15 protein-coding genes are annotated in these 17,438 nt (G+C 61.7%); 6 read left to right on the top strand and 9 right to left on the bottom strand.

The features are described 5' to 3' along the window. Nucleotides 1-37: 37 nt before the first annotated feature. Genes HX899_RS07035 through HX899_RS06995 form a run of 9 tightly spaced genes read right to left on the bottom strand, consistent with a single transcriptional unit; the run spans nt 38 to nt 8,766 of the window. On the bottom strand, nt 38-781 hold the full coding sequence (locus tag HX899_RS07035) for an ABC transporter ATP-binding protein (protein WP_138388842.1): 744 nt from the start codon (nt 779-781) through the stop codon (nt 38-40). Beyond that, the gene (locus tag HX899_RS07030) at nt 778-1,635 is read right to left on the bottom strand and encodes an ABC transporter ATP-binding protein (RefSeq protein WP_138388843.1); all 858 of its coding nucleotides are present in this window, start codon (nt 1,633-1,635) and stop codon (nt 778-780) included. The genes HX899_RS07035 and HX899_RS07030 overlap by 4 nt, the downstream gene beginning before the upstream one ends. Next, the gene (locus HX899_RS07025) at nt 1,632-2,567 is read right to left on the bottom strand and encodes an ABC transporter permease (protein WP_138388844.1); all 936 of its coding nucleotides are present in this window, start codon (nt 2,565-2,567) and stop codon (nt 1,632-1,634) included. The genes HX899_RS07030 and HX899_RS07025 overlap by 4 nt, the downstream gene beginning before the upstream one ends. A 3-nt stretch (nt 2,568-2,570) precedes the next feature. After that, nucleotides 2,571-3,668, bottom strand: coding sequence for an ABC transporter permease (locus HX899_RS07020; protein WP_138388845.1), 1,098 nt, complete (start codon nt 3,666-3,668; stop codon nt 2,571-2,573). A gap of 6 nt (nt 3,669-3,674) precedes the next feature. Beyond that, nucleotides 3,675-5,261: an ABC transporter substrate-binding protein gene (locus HX899_RS07015; protein ID WP_138388846.1), complete on the bottom strand. Its 1,587-nt coding sequence runs from the start codon at nt 5,259-5,261 to the stop codon at nt 3,675-3,677. A 42-nt stretch (nt 5,262-5,303) separates the two neighbouring features. After that, nucleotides 5,304-6,254: a dihydrodipicolinate synthase family protein gene (locus HX899_RS07010; RefSeq protein ID WP_138388847.1), complete on the bottom strand. Its 951-nt coding sequence runs from the start codon at nt 6,252-6,254 to the stop codon at nt 5,304-5,306. A 60-nt stretch (nt 6,255-6,314) separates the two neighbouring features. Beyond that, a complete protein-coding gene (locus HX899_RS07005; RefSeq protein WP_180195503.1) occupies nt 6,315-7,205 on the bottom strand; it encodes an SMP-30/gluconolactonase/LRE family protein in 891 nt (296 codons plus the stop codon). Next, on the bottom strand, nt 7,202-8,032 hold the full coding sequence (locus HX899_RS07000) for an NAD(P)-dependent oxidoreductase (RefSeq protein WP_138388849.1): 831 nt from the start codon (nt 8,030-8,032) through the stop codon (nt 7,202-7,204). Before HX899_RS07000 ends, HX899_RS07005 begins: the two co-directional genes overlap by 4 nt. Before the next feature lie 20 nt (nt 8,033-8,052). Next, a complete protein-coding gene (locus tag HX899_RS06995) occupies nt 8,053-8,766 on the bottom strand; it encodes a FadR/GntR family transcriptional regulator (RefSeq protein WP_138388998.1) in 714 nt (237 codons plus the stop codon). A gap of 317 nt (nt 8,767-9,083) precedes the next feature. Between HX899_RS06995 and HX899_RS06990 the strand changes: the two genes are divergently transcribed. The 6 genes from HX899_RS06990 (at nt 9,084) to HX899_RS06965 (ending at nt 17,399) form a co-directional block, all read left to right on the top strand. Further along, on the top strand, nt 9,084-11,021 hold the full coding sequence (locus HX899_RS06990) for an ABC transporter substrate-binding protein (protein ID WP_171600416.1): 1,938 nt from the start codon (nt 9,084-9,086) through the stop codon (nt 11,019-11,021). Between the two features lie 123 nt (nt 11,022-11,144). Beyond that, nucleotides 11,145-12,131, top strand: a complete 987-nt coding sequence (locus HX899_RS06985; protein ID WP_027664799.1) for an ABC transporter permease — start codon at nt 11,145-11,147, stop codon at nt 12,129-12,131. A 9-nt stretch (nt 12,132-12,140) separates the two neighbouring features. Beyond that, nucleotides 12,141-13,262 (top strand): ABC transporter permease, encoded by a 1,122-nt coding sequence (locus HX899_RS06980; RefSeq protein ID WP_129422515.1) that lies wholly within the window; start codon nt 12,141-12,143, stop codon nt 13,260-13,262. Nucleotides 13,263-13,269: 7 nt separating this feature from the next. Further along, entirely contained in the window at nt 13,270-14,991 is a 1,722-nt protein-coding gene (locus HX899_RS06975) for an ABC transporter ATP-binding protein (RefSeq protein WP_171600415.1), read from the top strand. Continuing rightward, nucleotides 14,988-16,199, top strand: coding sequence for a mandelate racemase/muconate lactonizing enzyme family protein (locus HX899_RS06970; protein ID WP_138388852.1), 1,212 nt, complete (start codon nt 14,988-14,990; stop codon nt 16,197-16,199). Before HX899_RS06975 ends, HX899_RS06970 begins: the two co-directional genes overlap by 4 nt. Before the next feature lie 12 nt (nt 16,200-16,211). Beyond that, the gene (locus HX899_RS06965) at nt 16,212-17,399 is read left to right on the top strand and encodes a galactarate dehydratase (protein WP_011649533.1); all 1,188 of its coding nucleotides are present in this window, start codon (nt 16,212-16,214) and stop codon (nt 17,397-17,399) included. The last annotated feature ends 39 nt before the right edge of the window (nt 17,400-17,438 follow it).

Genomic DNA, 17,438 nt, shown 5'->3' with positions numbered 1-17,438 from the left:
TGGCGTCAAAAAGCAGGCAGGGCGTGCCGAACAACAGCTACGCCCTTCCGTACATCCGGCTCGCGCGCAGTAGGCGTTGCGAGTAGGGGTGTTCGACCGCACCTCTTCGGAGTGCGCCGACATCGACCTGTTCGACGATCTCGCCCGCTTCCATGATGGCGACGCGGCTGCACATATGCGAGACGACGGCGAGATCATGGCTGACGAGCAGATAGGTCAGACCGCGATTGGTGCGCAGATCCTGGAGGAGATTGAGGATTTCGGCCTGAACGGACACATCGAGCGCCGATGTCGGTTCGTCGAGAAGCAGAACGTCCGGATCCAGCATCAGCGCGCGGGCGATCGCCACGCGCTGCCGCTGGCCCCCAGACAGCTGGTGCGGAAATCTGTAGCTCAGCGCCGGGTCGAGGCCGACCGATCTGAGGACCGCGTTCATGTCGACAGAGTTCGTATCCAGCCCCTGGTTGCGCAACGGTTCCTTCAGCTGCGAGCGAATGGTCTTGCGGGGGTGAAGTGATCCGTAGGGGTCCTGGAACACCATCTGCACCCGGCGGAAGAAAGGTCGGCTGCGCTGTTGACTTAACGGCTCGCCGTGGAGCTCGATCCGGCCGTCATAGTTGGCGTTGAGGCCGGAAAGCGCCCTCAGGACAGTAGACTTCCCGCAGCCGGACTCGCCAACCAGGCCGAAAGCAGTTCCTTTTTCGATGGCGAAGCTCACGTCTCGGACGACAGGCCGCTGCCCGGGCCCGAAACGGACCGTAAGATTGTCGATTTTAATCACCGCGGCGGCTCCAATGCGAATTCTTCAAGCCAGGCCGGATCACGTTTCAGGATCGGCAGACGGGAAGGCGGATCTTCGATCGTCGGCAAGGATGCCAGCAACCCTTGCGTATAGGGATGTCGGGCCTTGTCGAGATCGCGCGCCTCGAGCACTTCCACGACCCGCCCCGCATACATGATGAGGACGCGATCGCAGAAATTCCGGATGAGATTGAGATCATGACTGATGAAGATCAGCCCGAGATTGCGGCGCAGGACGAGCTCGTCGAGCAGGGCCAGGATCTCGAGCCTCACCGTCACATCGAGCGCTGACGTCGGTTCGTCTGCGATCAGCACTTCGGGTTCGGCAATCAGCATCATGGCGATCATCGCCCGCTGGCCCATCCCGCCCGAGATTTCGTGCGGATAAAGGCGGGCCACACGCTCCGGATCGCGGATCTGGACGGCCTCCAGCATATCGAGCGCCTGCTTCCAGGTCTTTGCCCTGCTCGTCCTCGGATGATGGAAGCGGTAGGTCTCGGCGATCTGTTCGCCGATTCGCATGACGGGATTGAGCGAATATTTCGGATCCTGCAGGATCAGGCCGATCCGCCGGCCCCTTATCGTCATCATCGTTTTTTCGTTCGCCTTGAGCAGATCGACGTCGCGAAAGCGCATCCGCCCGGCATTGACGATGGCCGTCGGTGGCAGCAGCTTCATGATCGCGCGGCCAACGGTCGACTTTCCCGACCCGGATTCGCCGACGATCCCGAGCTTTTCCTGTCCAAGGGAAAAGCTCACGCCGCGCACGGCCCGCACCTGTCCGCCGCCAAAGGCGATTTCGAGATTTTGAATATCGATCAAGGGCTCTGTCATTCTGAACCTCGAGGATCGAGAACATCGCGAAGCGCATCGCCGACGAGGTTGAAGGCGAGGCTGACGAGCGCAATGGCAATGCCGGGTGCTGCGATGACCCAGGGGCTGTCGAGCATGAATTCACGTCCGCTGGCGGCCATCGATCCCCATTCCGGCCATGGCGGCTGAGCGCCGAGGCCGAGGAAGCCGAGACCGGCGGCAGTGATGATGATGCCGGCCATGTTGAGGGTGACGCGGACGATCACCGAGGGAATGCACATCGGCAGGATGTGGCGAGTGATAATCGCGAGTGATGTCGCGCCCTGCAGGCGTACGGCGGCGATGTAATCCGCCTTGCGGAGGCTGAGCGTCTCTGCGCGCGCAAGGCGCGCGATCGGCGGCCAGGCCGTCAGTGAAATCGCGATGATCGCATTGGTGATGCCTGGACCGAGCGCTGCGGCAAAACCCAGCGCCAGCACGAGGCCGGGGAAGGAGAGAAAAATATCGGTGACGCGCATCAGGATTTCATCGACGATGCCGCCGAAATAACCCGAGACGGTGCCGATCAGCAGGCCGAGCGGGGCGACAATGACCGTGACGAGCATGATGATGTAGAGCGTCGTACGGGCACCATAGATCACCCGTGAAAAGACGTCGCGGCCGAAATTGTCGGTGCCGAGCCAATGGCTCGCCGATGGCGCGGCAAGCCGCCCGGCCATGTCCTGAACGATCGGATCATAGCTCGTCAGCACGGGTGCGGCCAGCGCCACCACGATCAGCAGCAGGATGATGGCCAGTCCCGCCAGACCAAGCGGATGCAGGCTGAATTTCCGCCAGCCCTGATGAATTTGCTGCGCCGATGACTGGAACCAGCCTCGGGGCTCCGGTGCGAGCAGCCAGTTGCGAAGGCCGCCGGTGTTGACGCTGTCTGCGTGCTCAGAGGAGATCGTCATGGCTCACCGTGTCCTCGGATCAAGAATGCGATAAAGGAAGTCCGACAGGATGTTGATCGTCAGGAAGACGGCGCCGATCGTCAGCACCGAACCCATGACCACGTTCATGTCGTTCATCTGCAGCCCCCGGGTCAGGTACTGGCCGAGCCCCGGCCACCCGAAGACGGTCTCGATAAGCACCGCGCCTTCGAGCAGCCCGCCGAAGGTCAGCGCCATGATGGTCAGAAGCTGCACGCGGATGTTCTTGAAGGCATGGCGCCAGACCACCTTGCGGGTGCCGAGCCCCTTGGCCCGCGCGGTGATGATGTATTCCTGGCTCAGTTGCTCCAGCATGAAGCTCCGCGACATGCGGCTGATATAGGCGACGGAATAGTAGCCGAGGATTGCCGCCGGCAGGATGATGTGGCCAAGGGCGTTGTAAAACACGTCCCATTGGCCCTGAATCGCCGCGTCGATCAGGAGAAAGCCCGTCATCGGCGTGACGAGGCCCTCGTAGAAGACATCGATCCGGCCTGAGGCGCCGACGAGCTTCAGCTTCGCATAAAAGACGAAGAGCGCCATCAGTCCGGTCCAGAAGATCGGGATGGAGTGGCCGGCAAGGGCGACGATCCGCGCGATGTGGTCGATAATGGTTCCGCGCCTGACCGCAGCGGTGATCCCTAAGGGAATGCCGACGATCGCCCCGATGATCATGGCGATTATCGCAAGTTCGATCGTCGCGGGAAAGATCGTCAGGAGATCGGTGAGGATCGGCTGGCCCGTCGTCGCCGACATGCCGAGATCGCCTGTGGCGATCTTGCCGACGTAGGAGAGGAACTGCATCCAGATCGGCTGCCCAAGACCCAGCTCGTTATAGACGCGATCGTAAACCTCCTTGCTGACTTCCGCCCCGGTGATGGCGAGCACCGGGTCGGCGGGCAGCAGGCGGCCCATCGAGAAGGTCAGGAAGAGCAGGCCGAGCAGCGTCGTCACGACTGCCACGACACGTCCCGCCAGGCGCCGCAGCAGGCTCAGTGCCGGGTGAGGGGCCGCCTCGGCGAACCCGCCCGCCGGGGAGGGCAGGCTGCTCCCCCCCTTCGATGTCATATCGGCGCTCGCCACGGCGTTCTACTCCTTGGTCACGTCATGCCAGCGCGTCGACCATGTCGTATGCCCGTGATAGCCCTTGACGTTGGCGCGCATGACATAGGGGTCGGTTCGCTGGAAGAAGATGACCAGCGGCGAAGCCATGCCGGCATAGATGCCGTCCATCTTCTTGAAGATGTCGGTGCGTTTTTCCGTGTCGCGCTCCTTCATCGATTGGTCGATGAGCGTGTTGAGCTCGTCCACCTTCATGCCCGTGCGCCAGAGGTAATAGCTGCCGAGGCGGGCCTCGTCGCTATTGTCGGGGTTGAAGGCATATTGCGTGGCCACGGCGAAGGGATCGGGCAAGCGGGCGCCGGAATTGCCGAGCAGCACTTCGAATTTGCGTTCGCGGAAGGCGGGCGTGAACTCGCCGGGCACGAGCTCGAGATCGAGGCCGGCGGCGCGCGCACTCGCCTGCAGCGCTTCGGCGAAGGGCAGGGTCGGGGCTCCCGACGGATTGAGCACCTTCTTCAAGCCATTGGGATATCCGGCTTCCGCCAGCAGCTGCTTGGCCTTGGCGGGATCGTAATCGTAGCGGACCGCCGCCTCATCGGGAGCGCCGATCATGCCGCGCGGGATCATCGACTGCCAGGGAAAGCCCGTATGGCGCATGATATTGCCGGAGATCGCTTTCCAGTCGAATGCATGCTGGAAGGCCTCGCGAACCTTTGGCTTCTGCAGATCCGGGTCTTTCTGATTGAGGGCGATATAGTAGAAGCCGAGACCCGGGACATTCTCGATGACCATGTCCTTCTTGGTGGCGAGCGCATCGAGGTCGCCGCTTGCAACATACTGGCCGACATCGACGTCGCCGGCTTCGAGCTGCAGCCGGAGATTGCCGGATTCAGGGATGTGACGAGCGACAACGCGCGCCATGGCCGGCTTGCCGTCCCAATATTTCGGCTGCGCATTGAAGATCGCGACATCGTTCGGCCGCCACTGCGCCAGGCTGAATGGGCCGCTGCCGGCGGAATTGGCGGAAAGCCAGGCGCCGCCGAAATCGCCGTTTGCCTCGTGCGACAGCACCGTCTTCTTGTCGACGATGCCGATCGACGAGCCCGCCAGCGAATAGAGCACCAGATCGGTATTGACCGCTTGCGGCAGCTCGATCTCGAGCGTGTGTTCGTCTTTTGCGCGAACGAGCTTTTCGACGTTTTCAGGTGTGAAGCCCCAGAGCGCGATGTCCGTGGAGCCGACCTGGCCCATCTTGATGACGCGCTGGATCGACCAGGCAGCATCTTCGGCGGTCACCTTGTTGCCGCTCTGGAAGACCGCGTCGTCGCGTAATGTCAGCGTGATGATCATGCCATCCGCCGAGACGCTCCATTGCGTCGCGAGCATTGGCTTCAGCGTTTTAAGATCGTCCGGCGACAACTGCACGAGGTTGTCGTAGAGATTCGAGATCAGCTCCGAAACCGTGCGGGCATTGTTCTGGGCCGGATCGAGCGTCCTTATGCCGGTGAGATTGGTGCCGATCACCAGCATGTTGGGCGGCGACGCCGCGAAGCTGGGCTGCGCCGTCGTCAGGGCGCCGGCAATTGCGATCGTTGTCAGTACTTGTCTCAGCATCTCAAGACCTCCCAATCCTGTTGTTTGTGGATAGTGTCGAAATCAGCCGGCCGCCTTTACGGCCGGCTGGTCTGAATGAGTTTGAATGTCGCCTTCGGCCTCCCAGCCTTGAAGCAGCCGATGAAGCTCCTCGCGGTCATGCTGGTCGAGCTGCGGCAATCCCGGCACACGCACGGGACCGACGTCGAGACCGGAATAGGTGACGGCTTCCTTGACGACGGTCACGTTCGCACCATTGCGGAATTTGGTTCGCATCCGCTCGAATGGCTCGAGCTTGTTGACGATCGCCCTGGCGGCGGCAAAATCGCCTTTTTCAAGCGCAGCGTGGACCCCAAGCGAGAGCTTCGGCGCGACATTGACGAGGCCGGATGTGAAGCCGCGCGCACCCGCTGCCGTAAATGTCGGCGCCCAGCTCTCCGCCAGGCCGCAGACGAACAGCGCGCCGCCGGGGCTCGCCGCCGGGATCGCCCTCGACAACAACATCAGATCGGTCGTGGCGAATTTGATGCCGGCAATATTGCCGTGATTTGCGAGGCGGACGATATCAGCGACGGCGAAGCCGTCCGCCCTGACATAGGCGATGAGCGGCAGGGCGGAAGCATCCGCAAGATTGCAGAAATAGTCGATCTGGGCTGCAGGTGCTGCGAAGGGATCGACGGGTTGATGCGACATGACGGCGGACGCGCCGATCGCCGCCGCATCTTTCGCCATCCCGATCGCCTCGCGCAGCGACCGGCCGATCGCCGCCGTCACCGGCGCCTTGCCGTTAACGCCTGAAACCGCCGCCTCGTGGACGATCCTAATCTCCTGCGGCGTCAGAGCATAGAATTCCCCGGTATTGCCGGCAGCGACGATGTTGTGAATACCCGCTGCCGCCACCCGCTCATAGACCTTCGCCGTGATCCGGGGTTCGACTTCACCCTGGCTGTCATAGGCGGTGACCGGAACACCCGATACGCCTGTAAGCGCCTTGCGCATGGTTGCGATGCTCATCTTTCTCCCCCGTTATCTTTCCATCAATCCGCCGTCACCCGGAGGGTGATCGGCACGTTGTCATCCGACGGGATGCTCCCCGAAGCGGAAGGGCGGCAGGCCCTCTGCATCCACGTCGAAGGCGATCACCGTCCCCGTCTCGAAACGTCCGCTGCGATCCGTCGACAGGCTCGTGACGAAGAGGGTGCGTAGATCCGGCCCTCCGAAACACGGCATCGTCGGTGCGGGGACCGGCAGAATGTAGATTTCGACGACTTCGCCTTCGGGCGATATTCGGTTGAGGCGACCGGCGGAAACGCCGGCACTCCAGTAGAACCCGTCACGATCGGTTGTCGCTCCGTCCGGCCGACCCTCGTCTTCAGTGAAGCTGCGGAGCCGGCGCCCATCGCCGAGGTCGCCCGTATCAGGATCGAAGTCGAATGCCTGCAGGAAGCATTGCCGGCTGTCGGAATGATACATCCGCCGGCCATCCGGCGACCAGGCAAGGCCGTTGGAGCTCGTCAGGTTCGTGGCCACGGTCCGCGTGCTGCCGTCGGCGCTCACGCGGAAAAGTGCGGCCTCATCGATCTGCGGCTTGGATTCACTGATCGAGCCGATCCAGAAGTGCCTGTCGGGACCGACCTTTCCATCGTTGAGGCGGCAGTTGATGTCGCGTCCGACCGGATCGCACAGAAATTCCAAATCTCCTGAGACGGGATCGAAAAGATGGACGCCCGTCTGAAGCGCCACGACGATCCTGTGATCGCGGCAAAGCCCGAGGGCGCCGATTGCAGCCGGCATGTCGAAGCGGTCGATCTTTCCAGAAGCCGAGAGCCGGACGAGTGCCGGCGCCAGAATATCGACGAACCACAAAGTGCCGGTCTCTTCGTCCCATACCGGTGATTCACCGACCGTCAGCGGCTGCTGGAACACCGGACGGACGTCCGGGCGGATGATCCGAGGCGCAGTCATTCGACCGTCTCCAGGCTCTTGGCCAGGCCCTCGGCATCGCGCATGCGGATGGTACCGTCGTGATTGATCTCACAGAACCCGCCACCCTGGAACGCCAGCGCGACCGGCCCCTCGGATCCCTCTTCGATGCGGGCGTGATCACGCGGCCGGTCCTGTGGCTGGTAGCCCAATCGTGCCGCCAGATCGTTCTCCCACCACATCTCCTCGGTGTCAGAAACGCCGTAGACCACTGTTGCTGCGATCAACGGGTGCGAAAGGCCGATCCTGACCAATTGCGCCAGGTCTCGCGCGCTGATCCAGATCGCAACCGATCGTTCGCTGTTGGGATAGGTGCCCGCATTGCCGATGCGGATGGAAAGAGAGCGAATGCCCGACGTGTCGTAGTAGAGCCCCGCCACAAGTTCGCCCCAGCATTTGGAAAGTCCGTATGGGCTGTCGGGGCGCATCGGGTCGAGCGGCGACACCAGCTGGCCGCGCGGATAAAAGCCCGTGGCATGATTGCTCGATGCATAGACGACCCGCTGGACCTTGTTGATCCGCGCGGCTTCGTAGAGATTGTATGTTCCAAGCACGTTCGCGTGCAGAATGGCATTCATGTCCGTGCCGCTTGCGATACCCGCCAGATGGACGACGCCATCGATATCCTTCAGCGCAGCCGTCGCCTCGTCGAGCTTTGTAAGGTCGGCCTTGACGAAATTCTCGTTTTCGCCAAGCCCGTCAGGTTCCTGGAGATCGATCAGGCTGAGGTGCTCGACATGCGACCGAAGAAGCGGGCGCAGTAGCGTCCCTACACGTCCGGCAGCACCCGTCATAGCGACCCGTTTCATCGTCTCTCCTCCCATATCGCTCAAACGCCCTGGAACATGCGGGCACGAGCATTCAATATGTGTTTTTTCATCGCATCATGCGCTTCGGTTTCCCGGTGCGCGAAGATCGCCTCAACGATCACCGCATGCTCATCCTGGACGCTGCGGATCTGTTCCGGCGTTCGCTTCAAGCTCAAGCTTCGCGTAACGGAATGCCCGATGGCGAAATGCGGCTTGAACCACTCGCGCAGGGTGATGTGGAACTGGTTCCCGGTCGCCATGGCAATTGCATCATGCAGAGCCTGGTCCTCCTCGGCGCCAAGCTCCCCGTTGCGCAAACATTGCTCGATCGACAGAAGCGCTGCCGTTATCCGCTCCCTGTCGACCGGTTGCCAGTTTCGCGCTGCAAGCTCCGCCGCCTCGGCTTCGAGACCGGCGCGGAATTCGAAGAACCGCTGGACATCGGCCAAGGAGCCGACCGGCACCATTTTCAGCATCGACGAATCCGGCCTTTGTCTGACATAGGAACCGGAACCCTTGCGCGAAACGACCAAGCCATCGGCTCTCAAGCGTTCGAGCGCTTCGCGCACGACGGGTCTCGATGCGCCGAAATCAGCGGCGAGCTTCGTCTCCGGCGGCAGCCGTTCGTTCACCGGAAAGTTGCCGTCGGCGATCATCCCCACGATCTTCTCGTAGATGATGTCGCTGAAGCGCGTTGCGCCCCTGTTCGAAACGGCATCGACGGCGAGTGTCATCATGGTCCTTTTCTCTCAAGGCCGCGTGCGCCGGGTCAGCGGCCACACCTTGGCTGTCGCCGGCCATGATGTTCAGGGCGGCGACAGCATCTGACAGATCCAACGTTTTTCGTCCTGCTGGCCGTATTTCAGCGGCACAACGTCGCATTTCAATGCAGCATGGCTACAAAATTTGTAATTATCTGTCAACTCTTGTAATCATTTGAGAACGTGTCTATGGTTTCGATCGTAGCGCCGAGGAGGGCGTCAGCGTCGGGTCGGGAGCCCGTCGCATCAGCCGGCGCAAAGGCTGCGCCGGCACAAAAGGGAGGAATTCGATGGCCAAAGAAATACTGTCGCGTGGCGTCACCCGCCGCGCCGTGCTTGGTGGCATGGCTGGTGTCGCGGCGCTGTCTATCGCCGGTCGCGTGTCTGCCGCAGGCGGCGAAGCGCCGGCCCTTGCGCAGCTCGCCAAGGATGGAAAGCTGCCGCCGCTGGCTGAGCGCCTGCCGAAAAAGCCGATGGTCGTGACGCCGTTCGAGAAGGTCGGCACCTATGGCGGTTCGCTGCGCCGCGGCCTTCGCGGTTCATCCGACCATAACGGCATCCTGCGTATGGTCGGCAACCAGAGCCTTGTGCGCTGGAACCTCGATTTTACCGCCGTGCAGCCGAACCTTGCCGAGCGCTGGGAAGTCAGCGACGACGCAACACAATTCACGTTCCATCTGATCGAAGGCGTGCGCTGGTCCGACGGTCATCCCTTTACGGCCGATGACGTCGTTTTCGCGATCGAAGACTGCGTCAAGAACACCGAGCTCTACAGCTCGACACCGGCGCAGCTTGCCGTCGCCGGCAAGCCGGTCACCGTCGAGAAGATTGACGACTATACGGTGAAGTTCACCTTTGCTGCGGCCAACGCGCTTTACCTGGAAAACCTCGCCACACCGCTTGGCCAGCATCCGACGCTGTTCCCGAAGCATTACTGCAGCCAGTTCCTGCCGAAATATAATCCCAATATCGAGGCCGATGCAAAGAAGGCCGGCGTCACCAGCTGGACGGAGCTCTTCCGCAGCCGTTGCGGCGACATCGAGATCCCGTCGCGATGGGGCAATGTCGACAAGCCGACGCTCGATCCATGGGTGGTCAAAGAGCCCTATGCCGGCGGCGCGACGCGCGTCGTCATGACCCGCAATCCTTATTTCTGGCAGGTCGATACCGAGGGCAACCAGCTCCCCTACATCGATGAGATCAACTTCGGCATCTCGCAGGACGTCGAATCGCTGATGCTGAACGTCATCTCTGGAAAGATCGACATCCAGGAACGTCACATCAGCGTTCTCGCCAACAAGCCGACGCTGTCCAAGAATATGGAAAAGGGCGATTATCGGCTGCTGACGCTCGTGCCTTCGGCCTCGCAACAGTGCCAGATCTATTTCAACATCACCCACAAAGATCCTGCCATGCGCAAGATGTTTGCCGACAAGGCGTTCCGGCAAGCGCTGTCGATCGGCATCAATCGCCAGGAGCTCATCGACATCGTCTATTTCGGACAGAGTGAGCCCTATCAGGCCGGGCCGCGTCCGACCCATCCCTGGTATAACGAGAAATACGCGCGCCAATTCACCGAATTCGACGCCGACAAGGCAGGCGCGATGCTCGATGAGGCCGGCTATAAGAAAGGCAGCGACGGTTTCCGCCTCCGGCCTGACGGCCAGAAGGTGTTCTTCTCGATCGACGTCATTCCGACGCTTTATCCCGACCTCGTCGATGCCCTGGAACTGGTCAAGGCGCATTGGGCTCAGATCGGTGTCGACATGAAGGTCAACACGATCGAGCGGGCGCTCTATTACACCCGCGGCGACGACAACGCCCATGACGCGGCGGTGTGGCCAGGTCCTGGCGGTCTCGATCCAATGCTCGATCCGCGCGATTTCTTCGCCTTCCATCCGCAGGGTTCGCGTTACGCCATTCCGTGGACGCTTTGGTACACCTCCAACGGTGCACGCGGCGAAGAACCGCCGGAAAGCCAGAAGAAGCGCATGAAGCTCTTCGACGAAGCGCGTTCGACGGCCGATCTCGACAAGCGCGGCGCGATCATGAAGCAGATCTTCGACATCGCGGCCGAGGAGTTCGAGACCGTCGGCCTTTGCCTTGCCGTCGGCGGTTTCGGCATCATCCGCAACAATCTGCGCAATGTTCCCGAGAAGGAGCCGGATAGCTGGTCCTGGCCCAATCCCGGCCCTGCAATGCCGCAGCAATTCACCTTCACGAGCTGATTTTCGTCATAAGCGCCGTACCATCAGGTACGGCGCTTTCTTTCAGTTCGCCCTCCGAGATGCCTTGCCGGCCCTGACGGCCGACAAGGCCCGGAAGGCGGCGTTCAATGCAAGAGGCGCCTCATGCTGGTCTTTATCGCCAAACGCTTCCTATGGATGATCCCATCGCTGTTTGCCGTCAGCTTCCTGGCTTTCGTGCTGATCCAGCTGCCGCCGGGCGATTATGTCACGACCTATATTGCGACGCTGGCAGCCTCCAACGAGATCGTCGATCAGAACACGGCGGCGCAATTGCGCGAGCGCTTCGGCCTCGGCGACCCGATGCTCGTCCAATATTTCAAATGGATGTGGGGCATTCTCACGCGCGGCGATTTCGGCATCTCCTTCGAATGGCAGCAGCCGGTCTCGGACCTGATCTGGGAGCGCATGGCGCTGACGCTGGTTCTGGCCCTGTCGACATTGATCGCCACCTGGGCGATCGCGCTGCCGATCGGCGTCTATTCCGCCGTGCGCAAATATTCGATCGGCGACTATTTCTTCACCGCCTTCACTTTCTTCGGCCTGGCCGTTCCGTCCTTCCTGCTGGCGCTGGTGCTGATGTATGTCGCGGCGGTCGAATTCGGGCAGGATGTCGGCGGGCTCTTTTCGCCGGAATACGAGAACGCGTCCTGGAGCTTCGCCAAAATGGTCGACCTCTTCTCGCATCTCTGGCTTCCGGTCATCATCCTTGCCGTCTCCTCGACGGCGAGCCTCATCCGCGTCATGCGCGCCAACATGCTCGATGAGTTGCCGAAGCCTTACGTCACAACGGCCCGGGCAAAGGGTCTCTCTGAGTTCCGGCTGCTGATGAAATATCCTCTGATGATCGCGCTCAATCCGTTCATCTCGACGATTGCCTGGCTGCTGCCCAACCTCATTTCCGGCTCGGTCGTTGTCGCGATCGTCCTCAATCTGCCGACGGCCGCACCTTTGCTGCTGCAGGCGCTGATGGCCCAGGACATGTATCTGGCCGGCGCCTTCGTCCTGCTGATCTGCGCGCTGACGCTGATAGGCTCTCTGATCAGCGATATCCTGCTTGCGCTGGTCGATCCCCGCATCCGGTTGGAATAGGAGCCCCACGTGGCCGACATCACCGTTACAAACATTCCCCCGGATCGCGCCGCCGTTGCATCGCAGTGGCAACTCATCTGGTGGGCTTTCCGCCGGCACCGGCTGGCCATGGTGGCGCTTGTCGTCACTGTGCTGATGTATATCGTCGCCCTGCTTCCCGGCTTTTTCGCCATCAACGATCCGTACCTGCAAAATGCGCGGGCGACCTTTCACCCGCCGCAGAAATTGCATCTGATCGATACTGAGAACGGGTTCTCCTTCGGCCCGCATTATTATCCGATGAAGCTCACCCGCGATCCGGAAACGCTGGCCGCCATCTACAAGGAAGACACGACAAAACGTGTCGACGTCCAGTTCTTCGGGCGCGGCTATGAATATTCCGTGTTCGGCCTATTCAGGACCAACATCCATCTGATCGCCTCGCCCGACAAGACGACGCCGCTGCTTCTCTTCGGCGCCGACAGGCTTGGACGCGATGTCTTCAGCCGAACTGTGCAGGGCTCGCAGATATCGTTGTCGATCGGCCTCGTCGGTGTCTTCTTCTCGTTGATGCTCGGCATCGTGCTCGGCGGCATCTCGGGGTATTACGGCGGCCGCATCGATTTCTTCCTGCAGCGGGTGATCGATTTCGTGCTGTCGCTGCCGACGATCCCGATCTGGCTGGCGATGGCCGCGGCCCTGCCACAGGACTGGCCTGCGACGCTACAATATATGATGATCACGATCATCCTGTCGCTGACCGGCTGGGCGCAGCTCGCCCGCGTCGTTCGCGGCCGCTTCCTGTCCTTGCGCACCGAGGAATTCGTCGCCGCCGCCAGGCTCGACGGCGTTCGCGAAAGACGCATCATCTTTCGCCACATGCTGCCGAGCTTTGCCAGCCATATCATCGCGTCGATCACGCTTGCGGTGCCGGCAATGATCCTTGCCGAAACCTCTCTTTCCTTCCTGGGGCTCGGTCTGCAGCCGCCGACCATCTCCTGGGGCGTGCTTCTGCGCGAGGCCCAGAACATTCGCTCGATCGCCACCGCGCCATGGCTCTTCATGCCGGGCTGTGCCGTCGTGGTCGCCGTGATGGCGCTCAACCTTCTCGGCGACGGCCTGCGCGATGCAGCCGACCCCTACAACAAATGAGGCCGGCATGACCGATACCCTTCCTATTGCCGGCAGGCCGCTGCTCCAGGTGAAAAATCTGACGGTGGAGTTCCCTCTGCGCACCGGCGTCTTTCGCGCCGTCAGCGATCTGTCTTTCTCGATCGAGCCGGGCAAGACGCTCTGTGTCGTCGGCGAAAGCGGATCTGGCAAATCGGTGACGGCGCGTTCGATCCTGCAGATCGTCGATGCGCCTGGCCGTATATCCGGCGGATCGATCATATTGAACGATCAGAACGGCGGCTCGATCGATCTAACCAGCCTCAATCCGCGCGGGCGTCAGATCCGGGCGATCCGCGGCCGCGACATCGCCATGATCTTCCAGGAGCCGATGTCGTCGCTGTCGCCGATCCACACGGTCGGCAACCAGATCGTCGAGGCGCTTCGCCTTCACACCCGGATGAGCAAGGCAGAGGCGCGCGCTGAAGCCATATCGCTGCTCAGCCAAGTCGAGATTCCCTCACCGGAAAAAGCGCTGGACCGATATGCCTTTCAATATTCCGGCGGGATGCGCCAGCGCGCGATGATCGCCATGGCGCTCGCCTGCAAACCGCAACTGCTGATCGCCGACGAGCCGACCACGGCCCTCGACGTGACGACCCAAGCCGAAATTCTCGACCTGATCGCCCGGCTGCAGAAGGCCAAGGGCATGGCCGTTCTCTTCATTACGCATGACATGGGTGTCGTGGCGCAGATCGCCGACGATGTGCTCGTCATGCACAACGGCGTCGCCAAGGAATATGCGCCGGTCGAGCAGATCTTTCATGCGCCGAAAGACGACTATACCCGCATGCTGATCGGCTCGGTGCTGAAGCTGGAAGCGAAGGCCGAAATCCGGCTGGCGCGCCCGCCGCTCGACACGACGGCGCCACCGATCCTCGAACTCCGCAATGTCTCGATGGATTTCGGCGAGGTGAAAGCGCTGGACGATGTTTCCATTTCGCTTCTGCCGGGCGAGACGCTCGGCATTGTCGGCGAGAGCGGATCCGGCAAGACGACGATGGGTCGCTCGATCATGCGGCTGATCGATCCGACTGCCGGCGAAATCCTCTATCGCCGCGCCGACGGCGACATCATCGATCTGGCAACGGCAAAAGGGCAGACGCTTGCCGCCGCAAGGCGGGAATTGCGGATGGTGTTTCAGGATCCTTTCGGCTCCCTCAACCCACGCATGACCGTCTCACAGATCATTGGCGAGCCGCTGCTCGTCAATGGCGTTGCAAAAGGGCGGGCGCTGGAAGAGCGGGTTTGTCACCTGATGGAGCAGGTTGGCCTGGACCCGAGGGCACGCGAACGCTACCCGCACGCATTCTCCGGCGGCCAGCGCCAGCGCATCGGCATTGCCCGCGCCATCACCCTCAATCCGCGCGTCATCGTTGCCGATGAGGCGACCTCGGCGCTCGACGTCTCGGTGCGCTCGCAGGTGCTTGATCTGTTGATGCGCCTGCAGGACGAACTCGGTCTCGCCTATATCTTCATCAGTCATGACATCGGCGTTATCCGCTACATGTGCGACCGTGTCGGCGTCATGTACAAAGGCCAGCTCGTCGAAATCGGCGACGCGGAGAAGGTCTGCCGCACACCCGAGCACGCCTATACGCAGGCGCTCATATCAGCGATTCCGCGCCCTGATCCGCGTGATCGCGATCAATCGCGGCGCTTCCGCTACGTCGCGCCGGACATTTTGAAGAATGGGAGTTTTCAGCGATGAAAATCACCGGAATCCGCACTTTTCTCATGCATGTCGGTCAGCCCGATCCCGCGAACTGGGCTTCCGACCAACGCTCCAGTAGTGGCGTCTCGAAACAGTTCGGCGGCACCAGAAACTGGCTCTTTCTGAAGGTCGATACCGACGAGGGCATCACCGGCATCGGTGAATGCTCAGGCTGGCCGCGCGTCGTCGAGACGGCGATCCATGATCTCGCCCCACTCCTCATTGGCGAAGATCCGGCCCATATCGAACGGCTATGGCAGAAGATGCATATCGCGATGATGGGCCATGGCATGCTCGGAACGGTCGGAGGCGGTGCGATGACCGGCATCGACATGGCTCTATGGGACATCAAGGGCAAGGCGCTCGGCGTGCCTGTCTGGATGCTGCTCGGCGGCAAGGTGCGCGACCGGATCCCGATCTATTCGCATGCGAATACGCCCGAGCGTGCGCTTGCCATCAAAGCGCGAGGCATAAAGGCGATCAAATGCGGCGGCGTCGCCGATCCGGTCCGCAAGGTTGCTGCGCTGCGTGACGCCGTCGGTGACGACATGGACATCGCCATCGATCTGCATGGGCCGCCGTGGCTGACGCCTGCGGATGCCTGCCGGCTGGTGCGGGCGCTCGAACCCTATGAATTGATGTGGGTGGAAGATCCGATTGCGCCGGAGAATATCGACGGCTACCGGCGCATCCGCGACGCAGCACATGTGCCGCTTGCCGCCGGCGAGCGCTCGGCGACCATCTTCGGCGAGCGTGAGCTCATAGAGAAGGAACTGGTCGACATCATCCAGCCGGACACCGGCCGGGCCGGCGGCATCACCCAGATGAAGAAGATCGCGGCCATGGCCGAAGCCCATCATATCCAGATGGCGCCGCATTCGGGTTCGCTCGGGCCGGTGGCGGAATATGCGGCTCTGCATCTGCTTGCAGCGATCCCCAACGCCCTCATCCTTGAGCGGCTCGACGACGACTGGGACGGCCGCCGCCAGACGATCGTGCCGCACCCGCAACAGGTCGACGGCTTGATCGCCGTTCCCGATGGCCCGGGACTTGGCTGCGATATCGACGAGGCCTTCGTGGCGCGCTTCCCCAGCAACGGCAATGTCTCGGTGCCGCAAAGTGCCGGTGCCTACAATCCCGGAACCGACAACGAGCATCTCTACGTGCAGACGCGCCAGTCGCGCCGCACCTATTTCAATCGCTAGAAGGACAGAAAGATGAAGATCGACCGCATGCGGGTTTTCATGACCCGCGACAAGGACCGTCCGCGCGTGATCGTCGCGCTCGACACCGATGACGGGCTGACGGGTTGGGGCGAATGCTACAATCACGGCCCCGACAAGGCGCTGCCGCCGCTGCTCGATTATCTCTACGGATTTGTCTCCGGCCAGGACCCGACACGCGTGGAGTATCTCGTCAATCTGCTGATCCAGCAGAGCCGCTTTCCGCCGGGGGCGCTTGGCCTTGCCGCGATCTCCGCGCTTGATCACTGCCTGTGGGACCTTGCGGCCAAGGCGGTGAATGTCCCGGTCTACAAGCTGCTCGGAGGCGAAGTGCGCGACCGCATCAAGGTCTATGCCGGTGTCTATACCGCGCCGGATGCGCCGGCGGCCCGCGACGAATTCGATCGCCTGAAGGAGGGATGGGGGTTCACCGCCTTCAAGCTCAGCCCCTGGCGGATCGACATGCACTCCAACCGCTGGGGTAATGTCGTCAAAGCCTCGGCGGATTATTTCCGCTCGCTTCGCGAAACGGTCAATGACGAATACGAAATCGCCTTCGATGCCCATGCGAAGATTTTCGAACCGATCGCCGCTCGCCAGCTCGGCAATGCGCTGGCGCCTTATGACCCGCTGTTTTTCGAGGAGCCGCTACGTCCTGAAAATATCGAGGCCTGGGGCGATCTGAAACAGGGGCTCAACTGCACACTTGCGACCGGCGAGTCGCTCTATAACAGAAACGAGTTCCTGCGGCTGCTGCAGGTTAAGGGCGCCGACCTCATCCAGCCCGACATCTGCGTCGTCGGCGGCATCAGCGAAATGCGCCGCATCGCCACACTCGCCGAAGCCTTCTTCGTCGGCGTGGCGCCGCACAACCCGATGGGCCCGCTTGCGACGGCGGTCAATGTTCATTTCTCGGCGGCGGCACAGAATTTCCGCATCCTCGAATACCGGCTGCCGAAGGGACAGGCCTATGTCTATGGCGGCCTCGATATCGAGAAGCGGGAGGGAGAAACCCGTTACGTCGTCGATCCCTATCTGCCGAAGGACGGCTATCTGGAACTGCGTCCCGACCGGCCGGGCTGGGGCGTCGAAATGGACGAGAAGGCGATGGAAGAGGAGGGCTACATCCATTGGCAGCGACGCGTGCCGAAGCGGCCCGACGGCTCCTACGCCTTCGCCTGAGGGCATTGCCCGTTTAAAAAACAGGAGCTGACCGCCCGG

Origin of the sequence: Rhizobium sp. WYCCWR 11146, assembly GCF_013591995.1 — a bacterium.
GTDB lineage: Bacteria > Pseudomonadota > Alphaproteobacteria > Rhizobiales > Rhizobiaceae > Rhizobium > Rhizobium indicum.
The sequence above is the reverse complement of the archived record's forward strand: the minus strand, read 5'-3'. Positions and strand labels throughout refer to the sequence as shown.

What these genes read in the sequence shown, in the direction of transcription:
- HX899_RS06995 (WP_138388998.1), bottom strand. Translation starts at nt 8,766, where the DNA reads ATGACACTCGCCGTCGATGCCGTTTCGAACAGGGGCGCAACGCGCTTC.
- HX899_RS06975 (WP_171600415.1), top strand. Translation starts at nt 13,270, where the DNA reads ATGACCGATACCCTTCCTATTGCCGGCAGGCCGCTGCTCCAGGTGAAA.
- HX899_RS07005 (WP_180195503.1), bottom strand. Translation starts at nt 7,205, where the DNA reads ATGACTGCGCCTCGGATCATCCGCCCGGACGTCCGTCCGGTGTTCCAG.
- HX899_RS07015 (WP_138388846.1), bottom strand. Translation starts at nt 5,261, where the DNA reads ATGCTGAGACAAGTACTGACAACGATCGCAATTGCCGGCGCCCTGACG.
- HX899_RS07010 (WP_138388847.1), bottom strand. Translation starts at nt 6,254, where the DNA reads ATGAGCATCGCAACCATGCGCAAGGCGCTTACAGGCGTATCGGGTGTT.
- HX899_RS06990 (WP_171600416.1), top strand. Translation starts at nt 9,084, where the DNA reads ATGGCCAAAGAAATACTGTCGCGTGGCGTCACCCGCCGCGCCGTGCTT.
- HX899_RS07030 (WP_138388843.1), bottom strand. Translation starts at nt 1,635, where the DNA reads ATGACAGAGCCCTTGATCGATATTCAAAATCTCGAAATCGCCTTTGGC.
- HX899_RS06985 (WP_027664799.1), top strand. Translation starts at nt 11,145, where the DNA reads ATGCTGGTCTTTATCGCCAAACGCTTCCTATGGATGATCCCATCGCTG.
- HX899_RS06965 (WP_011649533.1), top strand. Translation starts at nt 16,212, where the DNA reads ATGAAGATCGACCGCATGCGGGTTTTCATGACCCGCGACAAGGACCGT.
- HX899_RS07025 (WP_138388844.1), bottom strand. Translation starts at nt 2,567, where the DNA reads ATGACGATCTCCTCTGAGCACGCAGACAGCGTCAACACCGGCGGCCTT.
- HX899_RS06970 (WP_138388852.1), top strand. Translation starts at nt 14,988, where the DNA reads ATGAAAATCACCGGAATCCGCACTTTTCTCATGCATGTCGGTCAGCCC.
- HX899_RS07000 (WP_138388849.1), bottom strand. Translation starts at nt 8,032, where the DNA reads ATGAAACGGGTCGCTATGACGGGTGCTGCCGGACGTGTAGGGACGCTA.